Below are 18704 nucleotides of genomic sequence, written 5' to 3'. Positions count from 1 at the left end.
GGGGACACCGTGTGGTGTCCCCCTCGTGGGTGGCTAGTCGCGGGCCGCGATCAGATGTTCGGCGTGTTCCTGGAGGGAACGGACGCCCACGTCACCGCGGTTGAGCGCGTCGATGCCCTGGACGGCGGCGGCGAGCGCCTGGACCGTCGTCAGACACGGCACGCTGCGCGCCACCGCTGCCGTCCGGATGTCGTAGCCGTCGAGACGGCCGCCCGTGCCGTAGGGCGTGTTGACGATGAGGTCGACCTGGCCGTCGTGGATCAGCTGGACGATGGTCTTCTCGCCGTCCGGCCCTTCGCCCTCGGAGTGCTTGCGCACGATCGTGGCGTTGATGCCGTTGCGCTTGAGCACCTCGGCCGTGCCGGAGGTGGCGAGCAGCTCGAAGCCGTGGGCGACGAGCTCACGGGCCGGGAAGATCATCGAGCGCTTGTCGCGGTTGGCGACGGAGATGAACGCGCGGCCCTTGGTGGGCAGCGGACCGTACGCACCGGCCTGCGACTTGGCGTACGCCGTGCCGAAGACGGTGTCGATGCCCATGACCTCGCCGGTGGAGCGCATCTCCGGGCCGAGGACGGTGTCGACGCCGCGGCCGTGGATGTCGCGGAAGCGCGACCACGGCATCACGGCCTCCTTGACGGAGATCGGCGCGTCCATGGGGAGCGTGCCACCGTCGCCGCGGGCCGGGAGCAGGCCCTCGCCGCGCAGTTCGGCGATGGTCGCGCCCAGCGAGATACGCGCGGCGGCCTTCGCCAGCGGCACGGCGGTCGCCTTCGAGGTGAAGGGGACGGTGCGGGAGGCGCGCGGGTTGGCCTCCAGGACGTACAGGATGTCGCCGGCCAGTGCGAACTGGATGTTGATCAGTCCGCGTACACCGACGCCCCGGGCGATCGCCTCGGTGGAGGCGCGCAGCCGCTTGATGTCGAAGCCGCCGAGCGTGATCGGGGGCAGTGCGCACGCCGAGTCGCCGGAGTGGATGCCGGCCTCCTCGATGTGCTCCATGACGCCGCCCAGGTAGAGCTCGGTGCCGTCGTAGAGGGCGTCGACGTCGATCTCGATGGCGTCGTCGAGGAAGCGGTCGACCAGGACCGGCCGGGTGGGGCTGATCTCGGTGGACTCGGCGATGTACGTCTCGAGGCGGCTCTCCTCGTACACGATCTCCATGCCGCGGCCGCCGAGCACATAGGACGGGCGCACCAGGACCGGGTAGCCGATCTCGTCGGCGATGGCCTTGGCCTCGGCGAAGGTGGTCGCGGTGCCGTGCTTGGGCGCCGGGAGTCCGGCCTCCTTCAGGACGCGGCCGAAGGCGCCGCGGTCCTCGGCGGCGTGGATCGCCTCCGGGGAGGTACCGACGACCGGCACGCCGTTGTCCTTGAGCGCCTGGGCCAGACCCAGCGGGGTCTGGCCGCCGAGCTGGACGACGACGCCGGCGATGGGGCCGGCGAGCGTCTCGGCGTGCACGATCTCCAGGACGTCCTCCAGGGTGAGCGGCTCGAAGTAGAGCCGGTCGGAGGTGTCGTAGTCGGTGGAGACGGTCTCGGGGTTGCAGTTGACCATCACGGTCTCGTAGCCGGCCTCGCTGAGCGCGAAGGAGGCGTGGACGCAGGAGTAGTCGAACTCGATGCCCTGGCCGATGCGGTTCGGACCGGAGCCGAGGATGATCACGGCGGGCTTCTCGCGCGGAGCGACCTCGCTCTCCTCGTCGTACGAGGAGTAGAAGTACGGGGTCCTTGCGGCGAACTCGGCGGCGCAGGTGTCGACGGTCTTGTAGACCGGCCGGACGCCCAGCGCGTGCCGGACCTCGCGGACGACGTCCTCGCGCAGTCCGCGGATCTCCGCGATCTGGGCGTCGGAGAAGCCGTGCCGCTTGGCCTCGGCGAGCAGCTCGGGGCCGAGCTTCTCGGCGGCGGCCAGCTCGTCCGCGTGCTCCTTGATCAGGAACAGCTGGTCGACGAACCACGGGTCGATCTTCGTCGCCTCGAAGACCTCCTCGGGGGTGGCGCCCGCGCGGATGGCCTGCATGACGGTGTTGATGCGGCCGTCGGTCGGGGTGACGGCGACGCGCAGCAGCTCGTCCTTGTCACCGGGCTCGCCGGTGAAGGCGAACTGCGAGCCCTTCTTCTCCAGGGACCGCAGGGCCTTCTGCAGCGCCTCGGTGAAGTTCCGGCCGATCGCCATGGCCTCGCCCACCGACTTCATGGTGGTGGTCAGGGTGGCGTCGGCGGAGGGGAACTTCTCGAAGGCGAAGCGGGGCACCTTGACGACGACGTAGTCGAGCGTGGGCTCGAAGGACGCCGGGGTCTTCTCGGTGATGTCGTTGGGGATCTCGTCGAGGGTGTAGCCGACGGCGAGCCGGGCCGCGATCTTGGCGATCGGGAAGCCGGTCGCCTTGGACGCCAGCGCCGAGGAGCGGGAGACGCGGGGGTTCATCTCGATGACGATGATCCGGCCGTCGTCGGGGTTGACGGCGAACTGGATGTTGCAGCCGCCGGTGTCGACGCCGACCTCGCGGATGATCGCGATGCCGATGTCGCGCAGCCGCTGGTACTCGCGGTCGGTGAGGGTCATCGCGGGGGCGACGGTGATCGAGTCGCCGGTGTGCACACCCATGGGGTCGAAGTTCTCGATGGAGCACACGACCACGACGTTGTCGTTCTTGTCGCGCATCAGCTCCAGCTCGTACTCCTTCCAGCCGAGGATGGACTCCTCCAGGAGCACCTCGGTGGTCGGCGAGAGCGTCAGGCCCTGGCCGGCGATACGGCGCAGCTCGCCCTCGTCGTGCGCGAAGCCGGAGCCGGCGCCGCCCATGGTGAAGGAGGGGCGCACGACGACGGGGTAGCCGCCGAGCGTGTCGACGCCCTTGATCACGTCGTCCATGGAGTGGCAGATGACGGAGCGGGCGGACTCGCCGTGGCCGATCTTCCCCCGGACGGCCTCGACGACCTCCTTGAAAAGGTCGCGGTCCTCACCCTTGTTGATCGCCTCGACGTTGGCGCCGATGAGCTCGACGCCGTACTTCTCGAGCACACCCTGCTCGTGCATCGAGATCGCGGTGTTGAGCGCGGTCTGACCGCCGAGGGTGGGCAGCAGCGCGTCGGGCCGCTCCTTGGCGATGATCTTCTCGACGAACTCGGGGGTGATGGGCTCGACGTAGGTGGCGTCGGCGATCTCCGGGTCGGTCATGATCGTCGCCGGGTTGGAGTTCACCAGGATGACGCGCAGACCCTCGGACTTGAGGACGCGGCAGGCCTGGGTGCCGGAGTAGTCGAACTCGGCGGCCTGACCGATGACGATCGGGCCGGAGCCGATGACCAGAACGGACTGGATGTCGGAGCGCTTAGGCACGCTGGCCCTCCATCAGGGATACGAAGCGGTCGAAGAGGTACGCGGCGTCGTGCGGGCCCGCGGCCGCCTCGGGGTGGTACTGGACGCTGAAGGCCGGCCGGTCGAGCAGCCGCAGGCCCTCCACCACGTTGTCGTTGAGACAGACGTGGGAGACCTCGGCGCGCCCGTAGGGCGTCTCGGAGACCTGGTCGAGCGGGGCGTCGACGGCGAAGCCGTGGTTGTGCGCGGTGACCTCGACCTTGCCCGTGGAGCGGTCCTGGACGGGCTGGTTGATGCCGCGGTGGCCGTACTTCAGCTTGTAGGTTCCGAAGCCGAGCGAACGGCCGAGGAGCTGGTTGCCGAAGCAGATGCCGAACAGCGGGGTGCTGCGCTCCAGGACCGCCTTGACGACGGTCAGGTCGGCGGTGGCGGGGTCGCCGGGGCCGTTGGACAGGAACACGCCGTCGGGCCGGACCGCGTACACCTCGTCGACCGTGGCGGTGGCGGGCAGCACGTGCACCTCGATGCCGCGCTCGGCCATCCGGTGCGGGGTCATGCCCTTGATGCCGAGGTCGAGGGCGACCACGGTGAAGCGCTTGGTGCCGATGGCGGGGACGACGTAGGCGTCGGTGGTGGCCACCTGGGCGGACAGGTCGGCGCCCGACATCTCGGGGGCCTGCCGGACGCGGGTGAGCAGCGTCCCGTCGTCGGCCAGGCCCTCCCCGGAGAAGATGCCGACGCGCATCGCGCCGCGCTCGCGCAGATGCCGGGTGAGGGCGCGGGTGTCGATGTCGCTGATGCCGACGACGCCCTGGGCGACGAGCTCGTCGTCGAGGGTGCGCCGCGAGCGCCAGTTGGAGCGGACCCGGGCGGGGTCGCGTACGACGTATCCGGCGACCCAGATCTTGCGGGACTCGTCGTCCTCGTCGTTGACGCCGGTGTTGCCGACGTGCGGGGCGGTCATCACGACGACCTGGCGGTGGTACGAGGGGTCGGTCAGCGTCTCCTGGTAACCGGTCATGCCGGTGTTGAACACCGCCTCGCCGAAGGTCTCCCCCACGGCCCCGTAGGCGCGGCCGCGGAAGATGCGGCCGTCCTCCAGGACGAGTACGGCGGGAACCTTCGCGGTTCCCCGGGTGGAGGTCGTCATCGTGCGGTGCCTTCCGTCGTGATGTGCGTGTTCATGGAGTTGACGGCCTCGACCCAGGCGGTGTGCTCGGCCGCGTGGTCCGAGCGGAAGCCCGAGTCGATGAGCGTCTCGCCGTGCTGCCAGGTGACGATCAGCAGCCCGCCCTCGGCGAGCACCTTGCCGGCGATCCCCTTGTCGAGCCGTGCCTCGCGCAGCTGTGCCGCGGGGACGAAGAAGTCGGCGGCCCCGGGGCGTACGACATCCAGTCCCGCGTCGGTCAGGGTGAGCTCCACGCGGCTGCGGGTGCCCAGACCGTGCGCCACGATGCGGTCGAGCCACTGACCGGCCGTGGTCGAGCCGTGGTAGCGGCCCGTCATGGTCAGCTTGGCCTCTCCGGGCGCGTCCGGCGCGGTGGGGAGCTCCGGCAGACCGGACTGCAGGCTGCCCCGCCACTTCCAGCCCTGGCGCATCAGCCAGTAGACGAAGGCGATGAAGAGCAGCAGCCCGACGACCCAGCCCGCGCGGGCCGCCCAGTCGGTGACCTCCGCGGACTGCTTCGCGGCGGCGATGTGGAGATGAGTTGTCACGCGAGCTTCCCGTCGACGACCGTGGCGCGGCCCCGCAGGAAGGTGTGGGTGACGCGTCCCGGCAGCTCACGGCCCTCGTACGGGGTGTTGCGGCTGCGGGACGCGAAGCCCGCGGGGTCCACCGCTCCACGGTATGCCGGATCGACGAGCGTGAGGTTCGCGGGCTCACCAGCCGAGACGGGGCGTCCGTGGCCCTTGAGGCGGCCGATCTTCGCGGGCCGGAAGGACATCCGGTCGGCGACACCCGCCCAGTCGGTCAGACCGGTCTCGATCATCGTCTCCTGGACGACGGAGAGCGCGGTCTCCAGGCCGACCATGCCCATGGCCGCCGCGCCCCACTCGCAGTCCTTGTCCTCGTGCGGGTGCGGGGCGTGGTCGGTGGCGACGCAGTCGATGGTGCCGTCGGCGAGCGCCTCGCGCAGGGCCATCACATCGGCCTCGGTGCGCAGCGGCGGGTTGACCTTGTAGACGGGGTTGTAGGTGCGCACCAGGTCGTCGGTGAGCAGCAGGTGGTGGGGGGTGACCTCGGCGGTGACGTCCCAGCCCTTGGACTTGGCCCAGCGGACGATCTCCACGGAGCCGGCGGTGGAGAGGTGGCAGATGTGCACCCGGGAGCCGACGTGGGCGGCGAGGAGGACATCGCGGGCGATGATCGACTCCTCGGCGACGGCGGGCCAGCCGCCGAGTCCGAGCTCGGCGGAGACGACGCCCTCGTTCATCTGGGCGCCCTCGGTCAGGCGGGGCTCCTGCGCGTGCTGGGCGACGACGCCGTCGAAGGCCTTCACGTACTCCAGCGCGCGGCGCATGATCACCGCGTCGTCGACGCACTTGCCGTCGTCGGAGAAGACCTTCACCCCGGCGGCGGAGTCGTGCATCGCGCCGAGCTCGGCGAGCTGCTTGCCCTCCAGCCCCACGGTGACGGCGCCGACCGGCTGGACGTCGCAGTAGCCGGACTCCTTGCCGAGCCGCCAGACCTGCTCGACGACGCCGGCGGTGTCGGCGACCGGGAAGGTGTTGGCCATGGCGTGGACGGCGGTGAAGCCGCCGACGGCGGCGGCCTTGGTGCCGGTCAGGACGGTCTCGGAGTCCTCGCGGCCGGGCTCGCGCAGATGGGTGTGCAGATCGACGAGGCCCGGCAGCAGGATCCTGCCCTCGGCCTCGATCACGGTCGCGCCCTCGGCGCTCAGGCCGGCGCCGACGGCCGCGATGGTCTCGCCGTCGATCAGGACGTCCTGCGGCTCGCCGCCCAGCACCTTCGCGCCACGGATAAGGATCTTGCTCATGGTTACTTGCTCTCCTCGGTACGGGAGTGGGCGGGGCTGACGGCGGGCTCGTTGCCGCCCAGCAGCAGGTACAGGACGGCCATCCGGATCGAGACGCCGTTGGCGACCTGCTCGACGGCGGTGCAGCGGTCGGAGTCGGCGACCTCGGCGGTGATCTCCATGCCGCGGTTCATCGGGCCGGGGTGCATGACGATGGCGTGCTCCGGCATCCGCGCCATGCGGTCGCCGTCCAGGCCGTAGCGGCGCGAGTACTCGCGCTCGGTGGGGAAGAACGCGGCGTTCATCCGCTCGCGCTGGACCCGCAGCATCATCACGGCGTCGGACTTGGGCAGCACCTCGTCGAGGCTGTACGACACCTGGCACGGCCAGTTCTCGACGCCGATCGGGACGAGCGTCGGCGGGGCGACCAGGGTGACCTCGGCGCCCAGGGTGTTCAGCAGGAGGACGTTGGAGCGGGCGACGCGGCTGTGCAGCACGTCGCCGACGACGGTGATCCGGCGCCCTTCCAGGTCGCGGCCGAGGCCGGCGTCGCGCCCGACCAGGCGGCGGCGCATGGTGAAGGCGTCCAGGAGGGCCTGGGTGGGGTGCTCGTGGGTGCCGTCGCCCGCGTTGACGACGGCTCCGTCGATCCAGCCGGAGTTCGCCAGCCGGTAGGGGGCGCCGGAGGCGTGGTGGCGGATGACGACGGCGTCCGCGCCCATCGCCTCCAGGGTCAGCGCGGTGTCCTTGAGCGATTCGCCCTTGGAGACCGACGACCCCTTGGCGGAGAAGTTGATGACGTCGGCGGAGAGCCGCTTGGCGGCGGCCTCGAAGGAGATCCGGGTGCGGGTCGAGTCCTCGAAGAAGAGGTTGACGACGGTGCGTCCGCGCAGGGTGGGCAGCTTCTTGATCGGCCGGTCCGCGACCCGGGCCATCTCCTCGGCGGTGTCGAGGATCAGGACGGCGTCGTCACGGGTGAGGTCGGCGGCCGAGATGAGGTGACGCTTCATCTGGGTGTGCTCCGGTGTGTGGCGGTCGGTGTGCCGGGCCGGCGGGGGGTGACCCGGGCGGGGCACGGTGGACTTGCGGGCGTGCAGAGGCGTCCGTACGGCACGTGGGCCGTACGGAGGAAGCGCGCTACTGCTCGCCGGCCGGGGCGGCCTCGCGGACACCGAGGAGCACGGTGTCGCGACCGTCCTCCTCGGCGAGCAGGACCTTGACCGTCTCCCGCAACGACGTGGGGAGGTTCTTGCCGACGTAGTCGGCGCGGATGGGCAGCTCGCGGTGGCCGCGGTCGACCAGGACCGCCAGCTGCACGGCGCGCGGGCGGCCGATGTCGCCGAGCGCGTCGAGGGCGGCGCGGATGGTGCGGCCGGAGAAGAGCACGTCGTCGACGAGGACGACGAGGCGGCCGTCCACACCGTCGCCGGGGATGTCGGTGCGGGCCAGCGTGCGGGCGGGCCGCATCCGCAGGTCGTCGCGGTACATGGTGATGTCGAGCGAGCCGACCGGCATTGTGCGGCCGGTGATCTCCTCGAGCTTGTCGGCGAGCCGGCGGGCGAGGAACACACCGCGGGTCGGAATGCCGAGAAGAACCACGTCGTCGGCGCCCTTGGCGCGTTCGACGATCTCGTGGGCGATGCGGGTCAGAACCCGCGCGATGTCGGGCGCCTCGAGTACGGGGCGTGCCACATCGGAGCTGCTGGCGTCCATAAGAAACGGACCTCCTTCTCCGCCTCACGGGACGGACGTTAAAGGACGTCGGATTTGCGCCACCCACGGTACCAGGGCCTTGCGGGGCGGCCGGTCGCGCCCCTGTCGACAACCGGTCCGGCCCCATTCGGCTTGACGCATCCAAGTAACGCTGCGTAACCTCACAGTGAGTTACCAGACTTCGTCCGGGGAGCTATATGTCCAGCGAATACGCAAAGCAGCTCGGGGCCAAGCTCCGCGCCATCCGCACGCAGCAGGGGCTGTCCCTCCACGGCGTGGAGGAGAAGTCCCAGGGCCGCTGGAAGGCCGTCGTGGTCGGGTCCTACGAGCGCGGCGACCGCGCCGTGACCGTGCAGCGCCTCGCCGAGCTGGCCGATTTCTACGGGGTTCCGGTCCAGGAGCTGCTGCCCGGCACCACGCCCGGCGGAGCCGCCGAGCCGCCGCCGAAGCTCGTGCTGGACCTGGAGCGCCTGGCCCATGTCCCGCAGGAGAAGGCGGGCCCGCTGCAGCGTTACGCAGCGACGATCCAGTCCCAGCGCGGCGACTACAACGGCAAGGTGCTGTCGATCCGCCAGGACGACCTGCGCACGCTGGCGGTCATCTACGACCAGTCGCCGTCGGTCCTGACCGAGCAGCTGATCAGCTGGGGCGTCCTGGACGCCGATGCACGCCGTGCCGTGACTCACGAAGAGGGCTGATCGCACTTCAGGAGAAACGTCACATCGGAGGGCGAACCCGTCGTATGCGGGTTCGCCCTCCGACGTTTTCCTCCCGGTCCCGCGCCGGGTCCCCGCCCGCCTCCCGGTCCGGCATCTCGCTCCGGATCCGCGGGGCTGACAGCACGTCGGATCCGGCTCGGTTCCCGGATCCTCGGCGGCCCGGCCGGCTCCCGAGCTTTGGCCAACGCTTGGGCGGCGGCAGGCTGCTGTCGGCCCGTCAGGACGTACGTTCCGTCGCCGCCGTATGCGTGCGGACGCCGGGCGCCCGGAGACGGGACATGCACGGGCCCGGGACCGAAGACCTTTCGTCTTCGGTCCCGGGCCCGATGGAACCGTCCCGCCGCTAAGAGCGCCGCAGGCTCGGCTTGAGGTCCTTGAAGCGGCCCAGCAGGCCGTTCACGAACGCAGGGGACTCATCGGTGGAGAACTCCTTGGCGAGCTGCACCGCCTCGTCGATCACCACCGCGTCCGGGGTCTCGTCCACCCACACCAGCTCGTACGCGCCGAGCCGCAGGATGTTCCGGTCGACGACCGGCATCCGGTCGATCGTCCAGCCGACCGCGTACGTGGCGATGAGGTCGTCGATCCGGTCCGCGTACTCCGCGTACCCCTCGACCAGCTCCATGGTGTACTCACCGACGGGCGGCTGCCGGTCGTCGGACCGTGCGTGCCGGACCCAGTCCGCGAGGACCGTCTGCACGGACGCCCCGCGCTGGTCGGCCTCGAAGAGGATCTGGAAGGCGCGCTTACGGGCCTTGTTGCGAGCAGCCACGGTTAGCTGTTCACCCGGCCGAGGTAGTCGCCGGAACGGGTGTCGACCTTGATCTTCTCACCGGTGGTGATGAAGAGCGGGACCTGGATGGTGAAGCCCGTCTCCAGGGTGGCGGGCTTGGTGCCGCCGGTGGAGCGGTCGCCCTGGACGCCCGGCTCGGTCTCCTGGATGACCAGCTCGACGGCGGCGGGCAGCTCGACGTAGAGCACCTCGCCCTCGTGCTGGGCGACGCTGGCCGTGAAGCCCTCGATCAGGTAGTTGGCGGAATCGCCGACGGCCTTGCGGTCGACCATGAGCTGGTCATAGGTCTGCATGTCCATGAACACGAAGTACTCGCCGTCCATGTACGAGAACTGCATGTCGCGGCGGTCGACGGTGGCCGTCTCGACCTTCACGCCGGCGTTGAAGGTCTTGTCGACGACCTTGCCGGAGAGCACGTTCTTGAGCTTGGTGCGCACGAAGGCAGGGCCCTTGCCGGGCTTGACGTGCTGGAACTCGACGACGGACCAGAGCTGGCCTCCGTCGAGCTTGAGCACCATGCCGTTCTTGAGGTCGTTCGTGGAAGCCACGGTTGCGGAATCTCCTGGACTGACGCTGGTGGACGACCGAGGAAACGCGCTGCCGCGAGGCTAGAGCGCGAGCAGTTCCTTGGTCGTGATGGTGAGTAGCTCGGGTCCGCCGTCCGCCTCCTGGCGCACGACGAGCGTGTCATCGATCCGGACACCTCCCCGGCCGGGGACGTGGACCCCCGGTTCGACGGTGACCGGCACACAAGCGTCCAGTTTACCCATGGCGGCAGGGCCCAGCCGCGGGTCCTCCTCGATTTCGAGCCCCACGCCGTGCCCGGTGAGCTGTGCGAGGCCCTCTCCGTGGCCCGCGGCGTCGAGGATCTGCCGGGCCGCGTGGTCGACCTCGCGGTACGCGGCACCGGGCAGGAGGGACTCCCGAGCGGCCCGCTGAGCGGCGAAGACGATGTCGTACAGCTCGATCTGCCAGTCCGCGGGCGAGGTGCCGATCACGAAGGTGCGGCCGATCTCGCAGCGGTACCCGCGGTAATTGGCACCGACGCAGACGGAGAGGAAATCACCCTCCTCGACCCTGCGGTCGGTGGGGCGGTGACCGCCACGGCCCGAGTTGGGTCCGGTCGCGACGGACGTGGCGAACGCGGGGCCGTCGGCGCCGTGGTCCACGAGCCGGCGCTCCAGTTCGAGGGCGAGATGCCGCTCGGTGCGCCCCACCAGGATCGACTCCAGCAATTCCCCCAGCGCCTGGTCGGTGATCTCCGCCGCGATGCGCAGACAGGCGATCTCCTCCTCGTCCTTGACGATGCGCAGGTGCTCGACGGCGAGGCCCAGGTCGGCGATGCGCAGCCGCGGCGCCACCGAGCGCAGCGCGCGATGGCGGACGACGGTCAGGTGGTGCTCCTCGACGGCGAGGGATTCGACGCCCTCCGTCCGGGCCAGCTCGGCGGCGGCGACCGCGGGGTCGCCCGCGGAGGTGGGCAGGACGGTCAGCCGCAGCCGTTCGTCCGGGCGGCCGTCGGCGGGGTCGCCGGTGAGCGTACGGGGGCAGAGCAGGATGTCCTCGGCCCCGCCCAGCAGCAGAACGGCCCCGGGAGGCGCTCCGCCCGCGAGATAGCGGACGTTCGCGGGACGGGAGACCAGGGCCCCGTCGCTGCCGGTGGCCGCGCACCGGTCGCGCAGCCGGCTGCGGCGGACGCCATACACCTCTGACATGTTCCGAGCCTACGAGCGCGGGCGCGAGGCGGCCCGGTCAGCGCGTCCGACCGGGGGCGTGGCACGGCGGGGGCGGCTACCAGGCCGGCGGGCTCGCGATGGAGCGGGCGAGGACCTCGTCGAGGACCCGGGCGGTGGTCTCGACGTCGTACTTGGAGTTGTCGATGATCGGCAGGCCCGAGCCGTACCAGCCGGCCATCCGGCCGTGGATGCTCGCCACCTCCTCGTCGGAGAGCCTGCGGTTCCCGCTGCGCTCGGCGTTGCGCTCCAGCACGACCTCGAGGCCGGGGAGCAGCACGACGGGCAGCAGGCCGGGGCCGACGTGCCGCTTCCAGCCGCCGAGTCCCACGACCGGGCGGTCGGGGAAGACCGCGTCGTCGAGGATGCAGGAGATGCCGTTGGCCAGGAAATTGCGGGCGGCGAAGCCACAGGTGCGGCGGGCGAGGCGGTACTGGGCCTCGGAGCTGTCGTTCCACCCGGACTGGGGGTCGGCGAAGCCCGTGCAGACCCATTCGCGGACGTCGTCGAGGCTGATGTGGGCCGTGGGGACGCGCCGGCTGGTCGCCCAGTGACGGGCCACGGTCGTCTTGCCGGCGCCGGCGGGGCCGATCAGCAGGACGGCGAGGGTGGCCGTGCCGGTGCCGCCGTCGTTCTGCGGGGGCGCGGGTATGGGAACCGGCCCGCCGGGCGGCAGCGGGACGTGCCCGGTGGTGTCGCGGGACGGCGGTGCCGCGGAGGGGTGCTGGGGCCTCGGTCCCGTCCAGCCCTGCGGGGGCTGCCCGGTGTGCGGGGGCGGCGGTCCCGGATGTGCGGGCTGCTGCGGCCGGGGAGCGTGTCCCGCGGGCGGCGGGCCCGCGGGCGGACCCTGCGGCGGTGCGGCCGGGTGTCCGGGGGGAGGGCCCGGCGGCGGCCCGGGGTGCTGGGCGCTGTGTGTCCATCCGGCCGGTCCGTGCCCCGGCCGGTGGGGCGGCAGCGGACCCCCCACTGCGTGCTGCATCCGGTGCCACTCCGTCTCGTGCGACTGTCGCTGGTCAGGCGGCAGCTCGGCCGCCGTTGCTACCGAACCGTACCCCGCGGCGGCGCCGGAATACGTCCTCGAAGTCCCGGCCGCCACTGGGTGAACGGCCGGGATCGGCCCGAAGTGCCCTGTTCAGCCCGCGATTTCCTCCGCCAGCGCGCGCAGGGCGAGCCGGTAGGAGCCGATGCCGAAGCCGGCGACCGTACCGCTGGCGACGGCGGCCACCACCGAAGTGTGCCGAAATGCCTCGCGTGCGTAGGGGTTGGAGATGTGCACCTCGATCAGCGGGGCGGTGCGCTGCGCCGCGGCGTCCCGCATGCCGTACGAGTAGTGGGTGAAGGCACCGGGGTTGAGAACGACCGGAATCGAACCGTCCGCCGCTTCGTGCAGCCAGCGGATCATCTCGCCCTCGTCGTTCGTCTCGCGTACGTCGACGTCGAAGCCGAGTTCCTTGCCGAGCGTCCGGCAGGCCTCCACCAGTCCGGCGTAGGAGGTGGCGCCGTAGACGTCGGGCTCGCGGGAGCCGAGGCGCCCGAGGTTGGGCCCGTTGAGCACCAGCACCCGGCGGGTCACGCGGACACCTCGCCGTACGCGGCGAGCAGCACCGCCGGGTCCGGTCCCTCCAGCACGGTCGGCTTGGCGAGGGAGTCGAGGACGATGAAGCGCAGCAGGTTGCCGCGGGACTTCTTGTCGACCTTCATGGTCTCCAGGAGCTTCGGCCACTGGTCGCCACGGTAGGTCAGCGGCAGCCCCACGGACTCGAGGACCGCACGGTGACGGTCGGCGGTCGCGTCGTCGAGCCGCCCGGCCAGCCGGCCCAGTTCGGCGGCGAAGACCATGCCGACCGAGACCGCCGCGCCGTGGCGCCACTTGTAGCGCTCGTTCTTCTCGATGGCGTGGGCGAGGGTGTGGCCGTAGTTCAGGATCTCGCGGAGACCCGACTCCTTGAGATCGTTGGACACGACCTCGGCCTTGACCCGGATGGACCGTTCGATCAGCTCGGCGGCATGCTGACCGGCGGGCGAGCGCGCGCCCTCCGGGTCGGCCTCGATGAGCTCCAGGATCACCGGGTCGGCGATGAAACCGGCCTTGATGATCTCCGCCAGACCGCTGACGTAGTCGTTGACCGGCAGGGAGTCGAGGGCGGCCAGGTCGCACAGGACGCCGGCCGGCGGGTGGAAGGCGCCGACCAGGTTCTTTCCCTCGGCGGTGTTGATACCGGTCTTGCCGCCGACCGCCGCGTCGACCATGCCGAGCACCGTGGTCGGCAGGGCGATCCAGCGCACCCCGCGCAGCCAGGTCGCCGCGACGAAGCCCGCGAGGTCGGTGGTGGCGCCGCCGCCGACACCGATGACGACGTCGCTGCGGGTGAAGCCGGTCTGCCCGAGGGCCTTCCAGCAGTACGCGGCGACCTCGACGGTCTTGGACTCCTCGGCGTTCGGCAGCTGGATCGCGATGGCCTCGTAGCCCTGGGAGGCCAGGTCCTCACGGATCGCCTCGCCCGTCCCGGCGAGCGCCTCGGGGTGCAGGACGGCCACCCGCTGCGCCCGCCCGATCAGCGCGGGGAGCTCACCGAGCAGCTGACGGCCCACCAGGACCTCGTACGGGTCGGAGCCTTCCGTACCGCCGACCTGGATACGGGTCACGGACTGATCGGTCATACGTCCTTCAGCTCCAAAGCGTCGAGGACCGCCTCGGCGACCTCTTCGGGCGTGCGTTCGTCGGTGGCCACGACGACACGGGCCACCTCGGTGTACAGATGACGGCGGGCGTCCATCAGCTCGCGCCACTGCTTGCGGGGGTTGACGGCGAGGAGCGGCCGGGCCTGGTTCAGCCCCACGCGCCGGACCGCCTCCTCCACCTCCATCGAGAGGTAGACGACGGGCAGGCCGGCGAGCAGTTCGCGGGTCGCGTCGTCGAGGACGGCGCCGCCGCCGAGGGAGAGCACACCCGTGTGGGCGGCGACCGCGTCCCGTACGGCCGCGCGCTCCAGCTCACGGAAGTAGGGCTCCCCCTCGTCGACGAAGAGGTCCGAGATCTCCCGTCCCTCGGACGCGACGATGTCGGCGTCGGTGTCCCGGTAGGCCACGCCCAGCTGCTCGGCGAGCAGCGCGCCGACGGTGGACTTGCCGGAGCCCATCGGCCCGACCAGGACGATCAGCGGGGCGCTCACCGGATGTGCAGGTTGTCGAGGTACGAGCGCACGTTGCGGCGGGTCTCGCTCACGCTGTCGCCGCCGAACTTCTCGGCCACCGCGTCGGCGAGCACCAGCGCCACCATCGCCTCGGCGACGATGCCGGCCGCGGGCACGGCGCAGACGTCGGAGCGCTGGTGGTGGGCGGCCGCGACCTCGCCGGTGGCGACATCGACGGTCGCCAGCGCACGCGGGACGGTCGCGATCGGCTTCATGGCCGCGCGCACCCGCAGCAGCTCACCGGTGGACATGCCACCCTCGGTACCGCCGGAGCGGCCCGTCGAGCGACGGAGCCCGTCGGCGGTGGGCACGATCTCGTCGTGGGCCTTCGATCCCGGCACCCGGGCCAGTTCGAAGCCGTCGCCGACCTCGACGCCCTTGATGGCCTGGATGCCCATGAGCGCGGCAGCGAGCCGTGCGTCGAGGCGCCGGTCCCAGTGGACGTGGGAGCCGAGGCCGACCGGGACGTCGTAGGCGAGCACCTCGACGACTCCGCCGAGGGTGTCGCCGTCCTTGTGAGCCTGGTCGATCTCCGCGACCATCGCCTTCGACGCGTCCGCGTCCAGGCAGCGGACCGGGTCGGCGTCCAGCTTCTCGACATCGGCCGGGGTCGGGACCACGCCGTACGGAGCCCTGGCCGCGGCCAGCTCCACCACGTGGGAGACGATCTCGATGCCGGCCGTCTCCTTGAGGTAGGAGCGGGCGACGGCGCCGAGCGCGACGCGGGCGGCGGTCTCCCGGGCGCTGGCGCGCTCCAGGATCGGACGGGCCTCGTCCAGGGCGTACTTCTGCATGCCCGCCAGGTCGGCGTGGCCCGGGCGGGGACGGGTCAGCGGCGCGTTACGGGCGAGCGCGGCCAGCTCGTCGGGGTCGACGGGGTCGGCCGCCATGACCTTCTCCCACTTCGGCCACTCGGTGTTGCCCACCATGACCGCGACCGGCGAGCCCATGGTCAGCCCGTGGCGCACACCGCCGAGGAAGGTCACCTCGTCGCGCTCGAACTTCATCCGCGCACCGCGTCCGTAGCCGAGACGCCGACGGGCAAGGTGGTCCGCCACCATGTCCGTGGTGATCGGCACACCGGCGGGAAGACCCTCCAGCGTCGCCACCAGTGCGGGTCCGTGCGACTCCCCCGCCGTCAGCCAACGCAACCTGCTCAACGGTGCTCCTCCTGCTCGCGCCTGGGCCTGCGACGGCGCGGCCCGGGACACGTCCCAGCGACAACTGGGGCAGCGCGGCCCTGGCCCGCCTACCCACGATCCTCCCATGTCCGGACGTGGGACCCGGCCGCCGGTCCAGCAGTCGGACGCCGCGTATCAGCGTGTGTCAGCGTCCTCGCCCCGGCCAGGCATGCCGACCACCGGAAAGGACGGCCGCACGGCCGCGTGGGGCCGGCCTCGATCCGGACGGCATCTCCAGCGGGCTTCGAGCCCGCCGGCTTCCGGGTCCTGTCCGGGCGGTCTTCGAGGATCAGCCCGCGGCGTCGGATGCGGTGCATCGCACGGCCGTGGGGGAACCCCCGCCAGAAGCTGGGGAGAGCGTCCTCGTACCGGGCGCACTCGGGCGGCGACTCCGACGACACAGCGTGGGGGCACCTCCCGTGCCCGAAGGGCTACGGGGGAGTGCAACGTAGCCGTCGTCGCAGGCCCGCCAAGATCGCCCGGACAGGGCTCAGCGGGCTTCCAGCGCCCGCTCGCCCGCGGCCCGCATCACGGCCAGGGGCGCCGGTGCGCGGCCCGTCATCTGCTCGACCTGGAGGACCGCCTGGTGCACCAGGAGGTCGAGGCCGCCGACGACCGCTCCGCCGCGCGCCGACCATCCGGCAGCCAGGGCGGTCGGCCACGGCTCGTAGAGCACGTCGAAGAGGGTGCCGGGCCGGTCCGGCACCTCCGCCACGAGGTCGTCGGTGGCACCGGCCGGGGTGGTGGCGACGACGAGCGGCGCCTGGAGCGCCGTGTCGGCCTCCGCCCAGTCGGCGATCCGGACGTCCACCCCGAGCCGCTCGCCCCAGCCGCGCATCTCGGCCGCCCGGCCCGCGCTGCGTACGTACGCGGTGACGGGTCCGGTGCAGATACGCGAGAGGGCGGCCAGGGCCGAGGAGGCCGTCGCACCGGCGCCGAGCACGGCCGCGGAATCGACCTTGTCGACGCCCCGCTCGCGCAGGGCGGCGATCATGCCGGGAATGTCGGTGTTGTCGCCGAGCCGCCGGCCGTCCTCGGTGAGCACGACCGTGTTGACGGCCTCCACGGACGCGGCGGTGTCGCTCATGCCGTCCAGCAGGGGGATGACCGCCCGCTTCAGCGGCATGGTCAGCGACAGACCGGCCCAGGAGCTGTCGAGCCCCTTCACGAAGCCCGACAGCGCGTCCTCGTCCACCTCGAACCGGTCGTAGGTCCAGTGGGCGAGGCCCAGCTCCGCGTACGCGGCGCGGTGGAGCACCGGGGAGAGCGAGTGGGCGATGGGCGATCCGAGGACCGCCGCACGCCGTGCCTCAGTCGTTGCGGGCATCGAACTTTTCCTTGAGCTTCAGGAACTCGTCGTGGGTCTTGGCGAATTCCGTCTTGTCCTTGCCGTCGGTCGCGACGAAGTACATCCAGCCGTCCTTCGTCGGATTCAGCGCCGCCGCGATCGCCGCGTTGCCGGGGTTGCTGATCGGCCCCGGTGTGAGCCCCTTGTTGGTGTACGTGTTGTAGGGGTCCGGGTTGGTGTTGATCTCCTGCTCGGAGATGTCGATGTTGCTCTCGCCCTTGAGGTAGTTGAAGGCCGAGTCGAACTGCAACTCCTGGTTGGTCTCCGTGTTGGTCGGCTTGAGGCGGTTGTAGACGACCTCGGACATCTTGCGGAAGTCGTCGTCCGTCTTGCCCTCGACCTGCACCAGGCTGGCCAGCGTCAGCAGCTCCCACGGACCTGCGAGCCCGAGGCTCTTCGCCTTGTCCTCCAGACCGGCCTTCTCGTACTCCGCGTTGGCGCGGGCCACCATCTTGCGGAGCACGGCCTCGGGCTTGTTGCCCTTGGCCGCCGAGTAGCTGGCCGGGAAGAGGAATCCTTCCAGCGGGTCCTTGACCTTGGGGCGGTTGAGCGCCCACGCGGGCAGCCCGAGGTTCTTCGCCTCTTTCTTGGCGACCGTCTTGGTGGTGCCCGCCGGCAGATCCAGCCGCTTGTCGATCTCGGCGTAGACCAGGACGTTGCGCCGGCCCTCGGCGATGATCAGGTTGTTGCGGCTGCCCGGGCTGAGCATCAGTTCGACGACGCTGGCCGCCGACATCTCCTTCTTCAGGACGTAGTTGCCGTCCTGGATGGTCTTGCCCTGGGGGTTCTTCTCCTGCGCGGACACGAACGCGTCCACGCTCTTGATGACACCGCTGTCCTTGAGGATCCGGCCGATCTCGTACCCGCCGGCGCCCTTGGGGATCTCCACCTCGACGGAGCCGGTGCCCTCGCCCTCGAAGTCCGCCGCGGCACCGAACTGGCCCTGCCAGAACTGGTAGCCGAAGTAGCCGACGCCGCCGAGTCCACCCACGAGGACGAGCGAGACGACCAGACATGCACAACCGTTACGGCTCTTCTTCTTGGTCTTCCCACGGCGCTCGTTGCCGCTGCCGCGCCGCGTCTCGCGCGGGTCGTCGTCGTACTCCCCGTCGTCGTCACGGCCGTCGTCGCCGGTGAAGAAGGGGTGGGTCTCCTCCCCCTCCTTCGCCGCCTCCGCCTCCCACTCGGTGGGCGCGGGCTCCGGCTCGGCCTGCCGCCGGCCCGGGGGCTGCGGCGGCGGGTAGGCCTCGGGGGTCGCGTAGTAGTCCGCCTCCTGGCGGCTGTTGTAGCCCGGGGGCGGGCCGCCGTAGGTGTCGGCGGGGTCGCCCGGGTAGGGCATGGCCGCGTGCTGACCCGTGTCCCAGCCCCCGTTGTGCTGCTGCTGATGCTGCGGGTGCTGGTTCTGCTGCTGATGCTGCGGGTGCTGGTTCTGCTGGGCGTACTGCTGCTGCGCGTAGGCCTGCTGGTCGTACCCCGGCTGCTGGTACTGCTGCTGGGCGTACTGCTGCTGGTACGGGTCCTCGGGTCCGTAATGCTGCTGCGGCTGCTGCGCGTACTGCTGATGCGGCTGCTGGCCGTAGGCGGCCTGGCCGGTCGCGGCCTGCTGCCCTTCCCATCCCGCGTCGCCGTACAAAGGGTCATCGGGATGCCACGGTTCGGAGCCGGGGCCCCGGCCATAATCAGTCATCGATCCCCTAGGGCCGCGAGGCAGGCTTTTACGCGTC

The 18704-nt window shown here is 71.1% G+C and carries 17 protein-coding genes; 1 reads left to right on the top strand and 16 read right to left on the bottom strand.

The features are described 5' to 3' along the window. Positions 1-33 precede the first annotated feature (33 nt). From carB to pyrR, 6 genes are all read right to left on the bottom strand, one after another. Positions 34-3342: a carbamoyl-phosphate synthase large subunit gene (gene carB / locus RPQ07_RS30780; protein ID WP_313947482.1), complete on the bottom strand. Its 3309-nt coding sequence runs from the start codon at positions 3340-3342 to the stop codon at positions 34-36. Next, positions 3335-4471: a glutamine-hydrolyzing carbamoyl-phosphate synthase small subunit gene (gene carA, locus RPQ07_RS30775; protein WP_313947481.1), complete on the bottom strand. Its 1137-nt coding sequence runs from the start codon at positions 4469-4471 to the stop codon at positions 3335-3337. The genes carB and carA overlap by 8 nt, the downstream gene beginning before the upstream one ends. Beyond that, a complete protein-coding gene (locus tag RPQ07_RS30770) occupies positions 4468-5037 on the bottom strand; it encodes a hypothetical protein (RefSeq protein WP_313947480.1) in 570 nt (189 codons plus the stop codon). The genes carA and RPQ07_RS30770 overlap by 4 nt, the downstream gene beginning before the upstream one ends. Next, positions 5034-6320, bottom strand: a complete 1287-nt coding sequence (locus tag RPQ07_RS30765; protein WP_313947479.1) for a dihydroorotase — start codon at positions 6318-6320, stop codon at positions 5034-5036. Before RPQ07_RS30765 ends, RPQ07_RS30770 begins: the two co-directional genes overlap by 4 nt. A 2-nt stretch (positions 6321-6322) precedes the next feature. Next, positions 6323-7309 (bottom strand): aspartate carbamoyltransferase catalytic subunit, encoded by a 987-nt coding sequence (locus RPQ07_RS30760; protein ID WP_313947478.1) that lies wholly within the window; start codon positions 7307-7309, stop codon positions 6323-6325. 127 nt (positions 7310-7436) lie between these two features. Further along, complete coding sequence (pyrR, locus tag RPQ07_RS30755; protein ID WP_313947477.1) at positions 7437-8012, bottom strand: bifunctional pyr operon transcriptional regulator/uracil phosphoribosyltransferase PyrR; 576 nt, start codon at positions 8010-8012, stop codon at positions 7437-7439. A 197-nt stretch (positions 8013-8209) separates the two neighbouring features. Here pyrR and bldD point away from each other — a divergent pair, with 197 nt between their 5' ends. Further along, a complete protein-coding gene (bldD, locus tag RPQ07_RS30750; protein ID WP_266489365.1) occupies positions 8210-8710 on the top strand; it encodes a transcriptional regulator BldD in 501 nt (166 codons plus the stop codon). A gap of 364 nt (positions 8711-9074) precedes the next feature. On the opposite strand, the gene nusB is transcribed toward bldD, so the two are convergent. From nusB to mltG, 10 genes are all read right to left on the bottom strand, one after another. After that, a complete protein-coding gene (gene nusB / locus RPQ07_RS30745; protein ID WP_313947476.1) occupies positions 9075-9503 on the bottom strand; it encodes a transcription antitermination factor NusB in 429 nt (142 codons plus the stop codon). 2 nt (positions 9504-9505) lie between these two features. Further along, positions 9506-10072, bottom strand: a complete 567-nt coding sequence (gene efp / locus RPQ07_RS30740) for an elongation factor P (RefSeq protein ID WP_313947475.1) — start codon at positions 10070-10072, stop codon at positions 9506-9508. Positions 10073-10132: 60 nt separating this feature from the next. After that, on the bottom strand, positions 10133-11239 hold the full coding sequence (locus tag RPQ07_RS30735) for an aminopeptidase P family protein (protein WP_313947474.1): 1107 nt from the start codon (positions 11237-11239) through the stop codon (positions 10133-10135). Between the two features lie 76 nt (positions 11240-11315). Further along, entirely contained in the window at positions 11316-12236 is a 921-nt protein-coding gene (locus RPQ07_RS30730; RefSeq protein ID WP_313947473.1) for a Pro-rich N-terminal domain-containing protein, read from the bottom strand. A 153-nt stretch (positions 12237-12389) separates the two neighbouring features. Further along, the gene (locus RPQ07_RS30725; RefSeq protein ID WP_313947472.1) at positions 12390-12830 is read right to left on the bottom strand and encodes a type II 3-dehydroquinate dehydratase; all 441 of its coding nucleotides are present in this window, start codon (positions 12828-12830) and stop codon (positions 12390-12392) included. After that, on the bottom strand, positions 12827-13918 hold the full coding sequence (gene aroB, locus RPQ07_RS30720; RefSeq protein ID WP_313947471.1) for a 3-dehydroquinate synthase: 1092 nt from the start codon (positions 13916-13918) through the stop codon (positions 12827-12829). Before aroB ends, RPQ07_RS30725 begins: the two co-directional genes overlap by 4 nt. Next, entirely contained in the window at positions 13915-14430 is a 516-nt protein-coding gene (locus RPQ07_RS30715) for a shikimate kinase (protein WP_391845215.1), read from the bottom strand. The genes aroB and RPQ07_RS30715 overlap by 4 nt, the downstream gene beginning before the upstream one ends. Then, on the bottom strand, positions 14427-15611 hold the full coding sequence (gene aroC / locus RPQ07_RS30710; RefSeq protein WP_313947470.1) for a chorismate synthase: 1185 nt from the start codon (positions 15609-15611) through the stop codon (positions 14427-14429). Before aroC ends, RPQ07_RS30715 begins: the two co-directional genes overlap by 4 nt. 511 nt (positions 15612-16122) lie before the next feature. Then, positions 16123-16959, bottom strand: coding sequence for a shikimate dehydrogenase (locus tag RPQ07_RS30705; RefSeq protein WP_313947469.1), 837 nt, complete (start codon positions 16957-16959; stop codon positions 16123-16125). Further along, the gene (mltG, locus tag RPQ07_RS30700) at positions 16943-18667 is read right to left on the bottom strand and encodes an endolytic transglycosylase MltG (RefSeq protein WP_313947468.1); all 1725 of its coding nucleotides are present in this window, start codon (positions 18665-18667) and stop codon (positions 16943-16945) included. Before mltG ends, RPQ07_RS30705 begins: the two co-directional genes overlap by 17 nt. Positions 18668-18704: the final 37 nt, after the last annotated feature.

This window comes from Streptomyces sp. AM8-1-1, assembly GCF_032229325.1.
GTDB lineage: Bacteria > Actinomycetota > Actinomycetes > Streptomycetales > Streptomycetaceae > Streptomyces > Streptomyces achmelvichensis.
Note: the sequence above shows the minus strand (reverse complement) of the source record. Positions and strands in the feature narration are given on the sequence as shown.

What these genes read in the sequence shown, in the direction of transcription:
- carA (WP_313947481.1), bottom strand. Translation starts at nt 4,471, where the DNA reads ATGACGACCTCCACCCGGGGAACCGCGAAGGTTCCCGCCGTACTCGTC.
- RPQ07_RS30765 (WP_313947479.1), bottom strand. Translation starts at nt 6,320, where the DNA reads ATGAGCAAGATCCTTATCCGTGGCGCGAAGGTGCTGGGCGGCGAGCCG.
- RPQ07_RS30760 (WP_313947478.1), bottom strand. Translation starts at nt 7,309, where the DNA reads ATGAAGCGTCACCTCATCTCGGCCGCCGACCTCACCCGTGACGACGCC.
- pyrR (WP_313947477.1), bottom strand. Translation starts at nt 8,012, where the DNA reads ATGGACGCCAGCAGCTCCGATGTGGCACGCCCCGTACTCGAGGCGCCC.
- bldD (WP_266489365.1), top strand. Translation starts at nt 8,210, where the DNA reads ATGTCCAGCGAATACGCAAAGCAGCTCGGGGCCAAGCTCCGCGCCATC.
- RPQ07_RS30735 (WP_313947474.1), bottom strand. Translation starts at nt 11,239, where the DNA reads ATGTCAGAGGTGTATGGCGTCCGCCGCAGCCGGCTGCGCGACCGGTGC.
- RPQ07_RS30730 (WP_313947473.1), bottom strand. Translation starts at nt 12,236, where the DNA reads ATGCAGCACGCAGTGGGGGGTCCGCTGCCGCCCCACCGGCCGGGGCAC.
- aroB (WP_313947471.1), bottom strand. Translation starts at nt 13,918, where the DNA reads ATGACCGATCAGTCCGTGACCCGTATCCAGGTCGGCGGTACGGAAGGC.
- RPQ07_RS30705 (WP_313947469.1), bottom strand. Translation starts at nt 16,959, where the DNA reads ATGCCCGCAACGACTGAGGCACGGCGTGCGGCGGTCCTCGGATCGCCC.
- mltG (WP_313947468.1), bottom strand. Translation starts at nt 18,667, where the DNA reads ATGACTGATTATGGCCGGGGCCCCGGCTCCGAACCGTGGCATCCCGAT.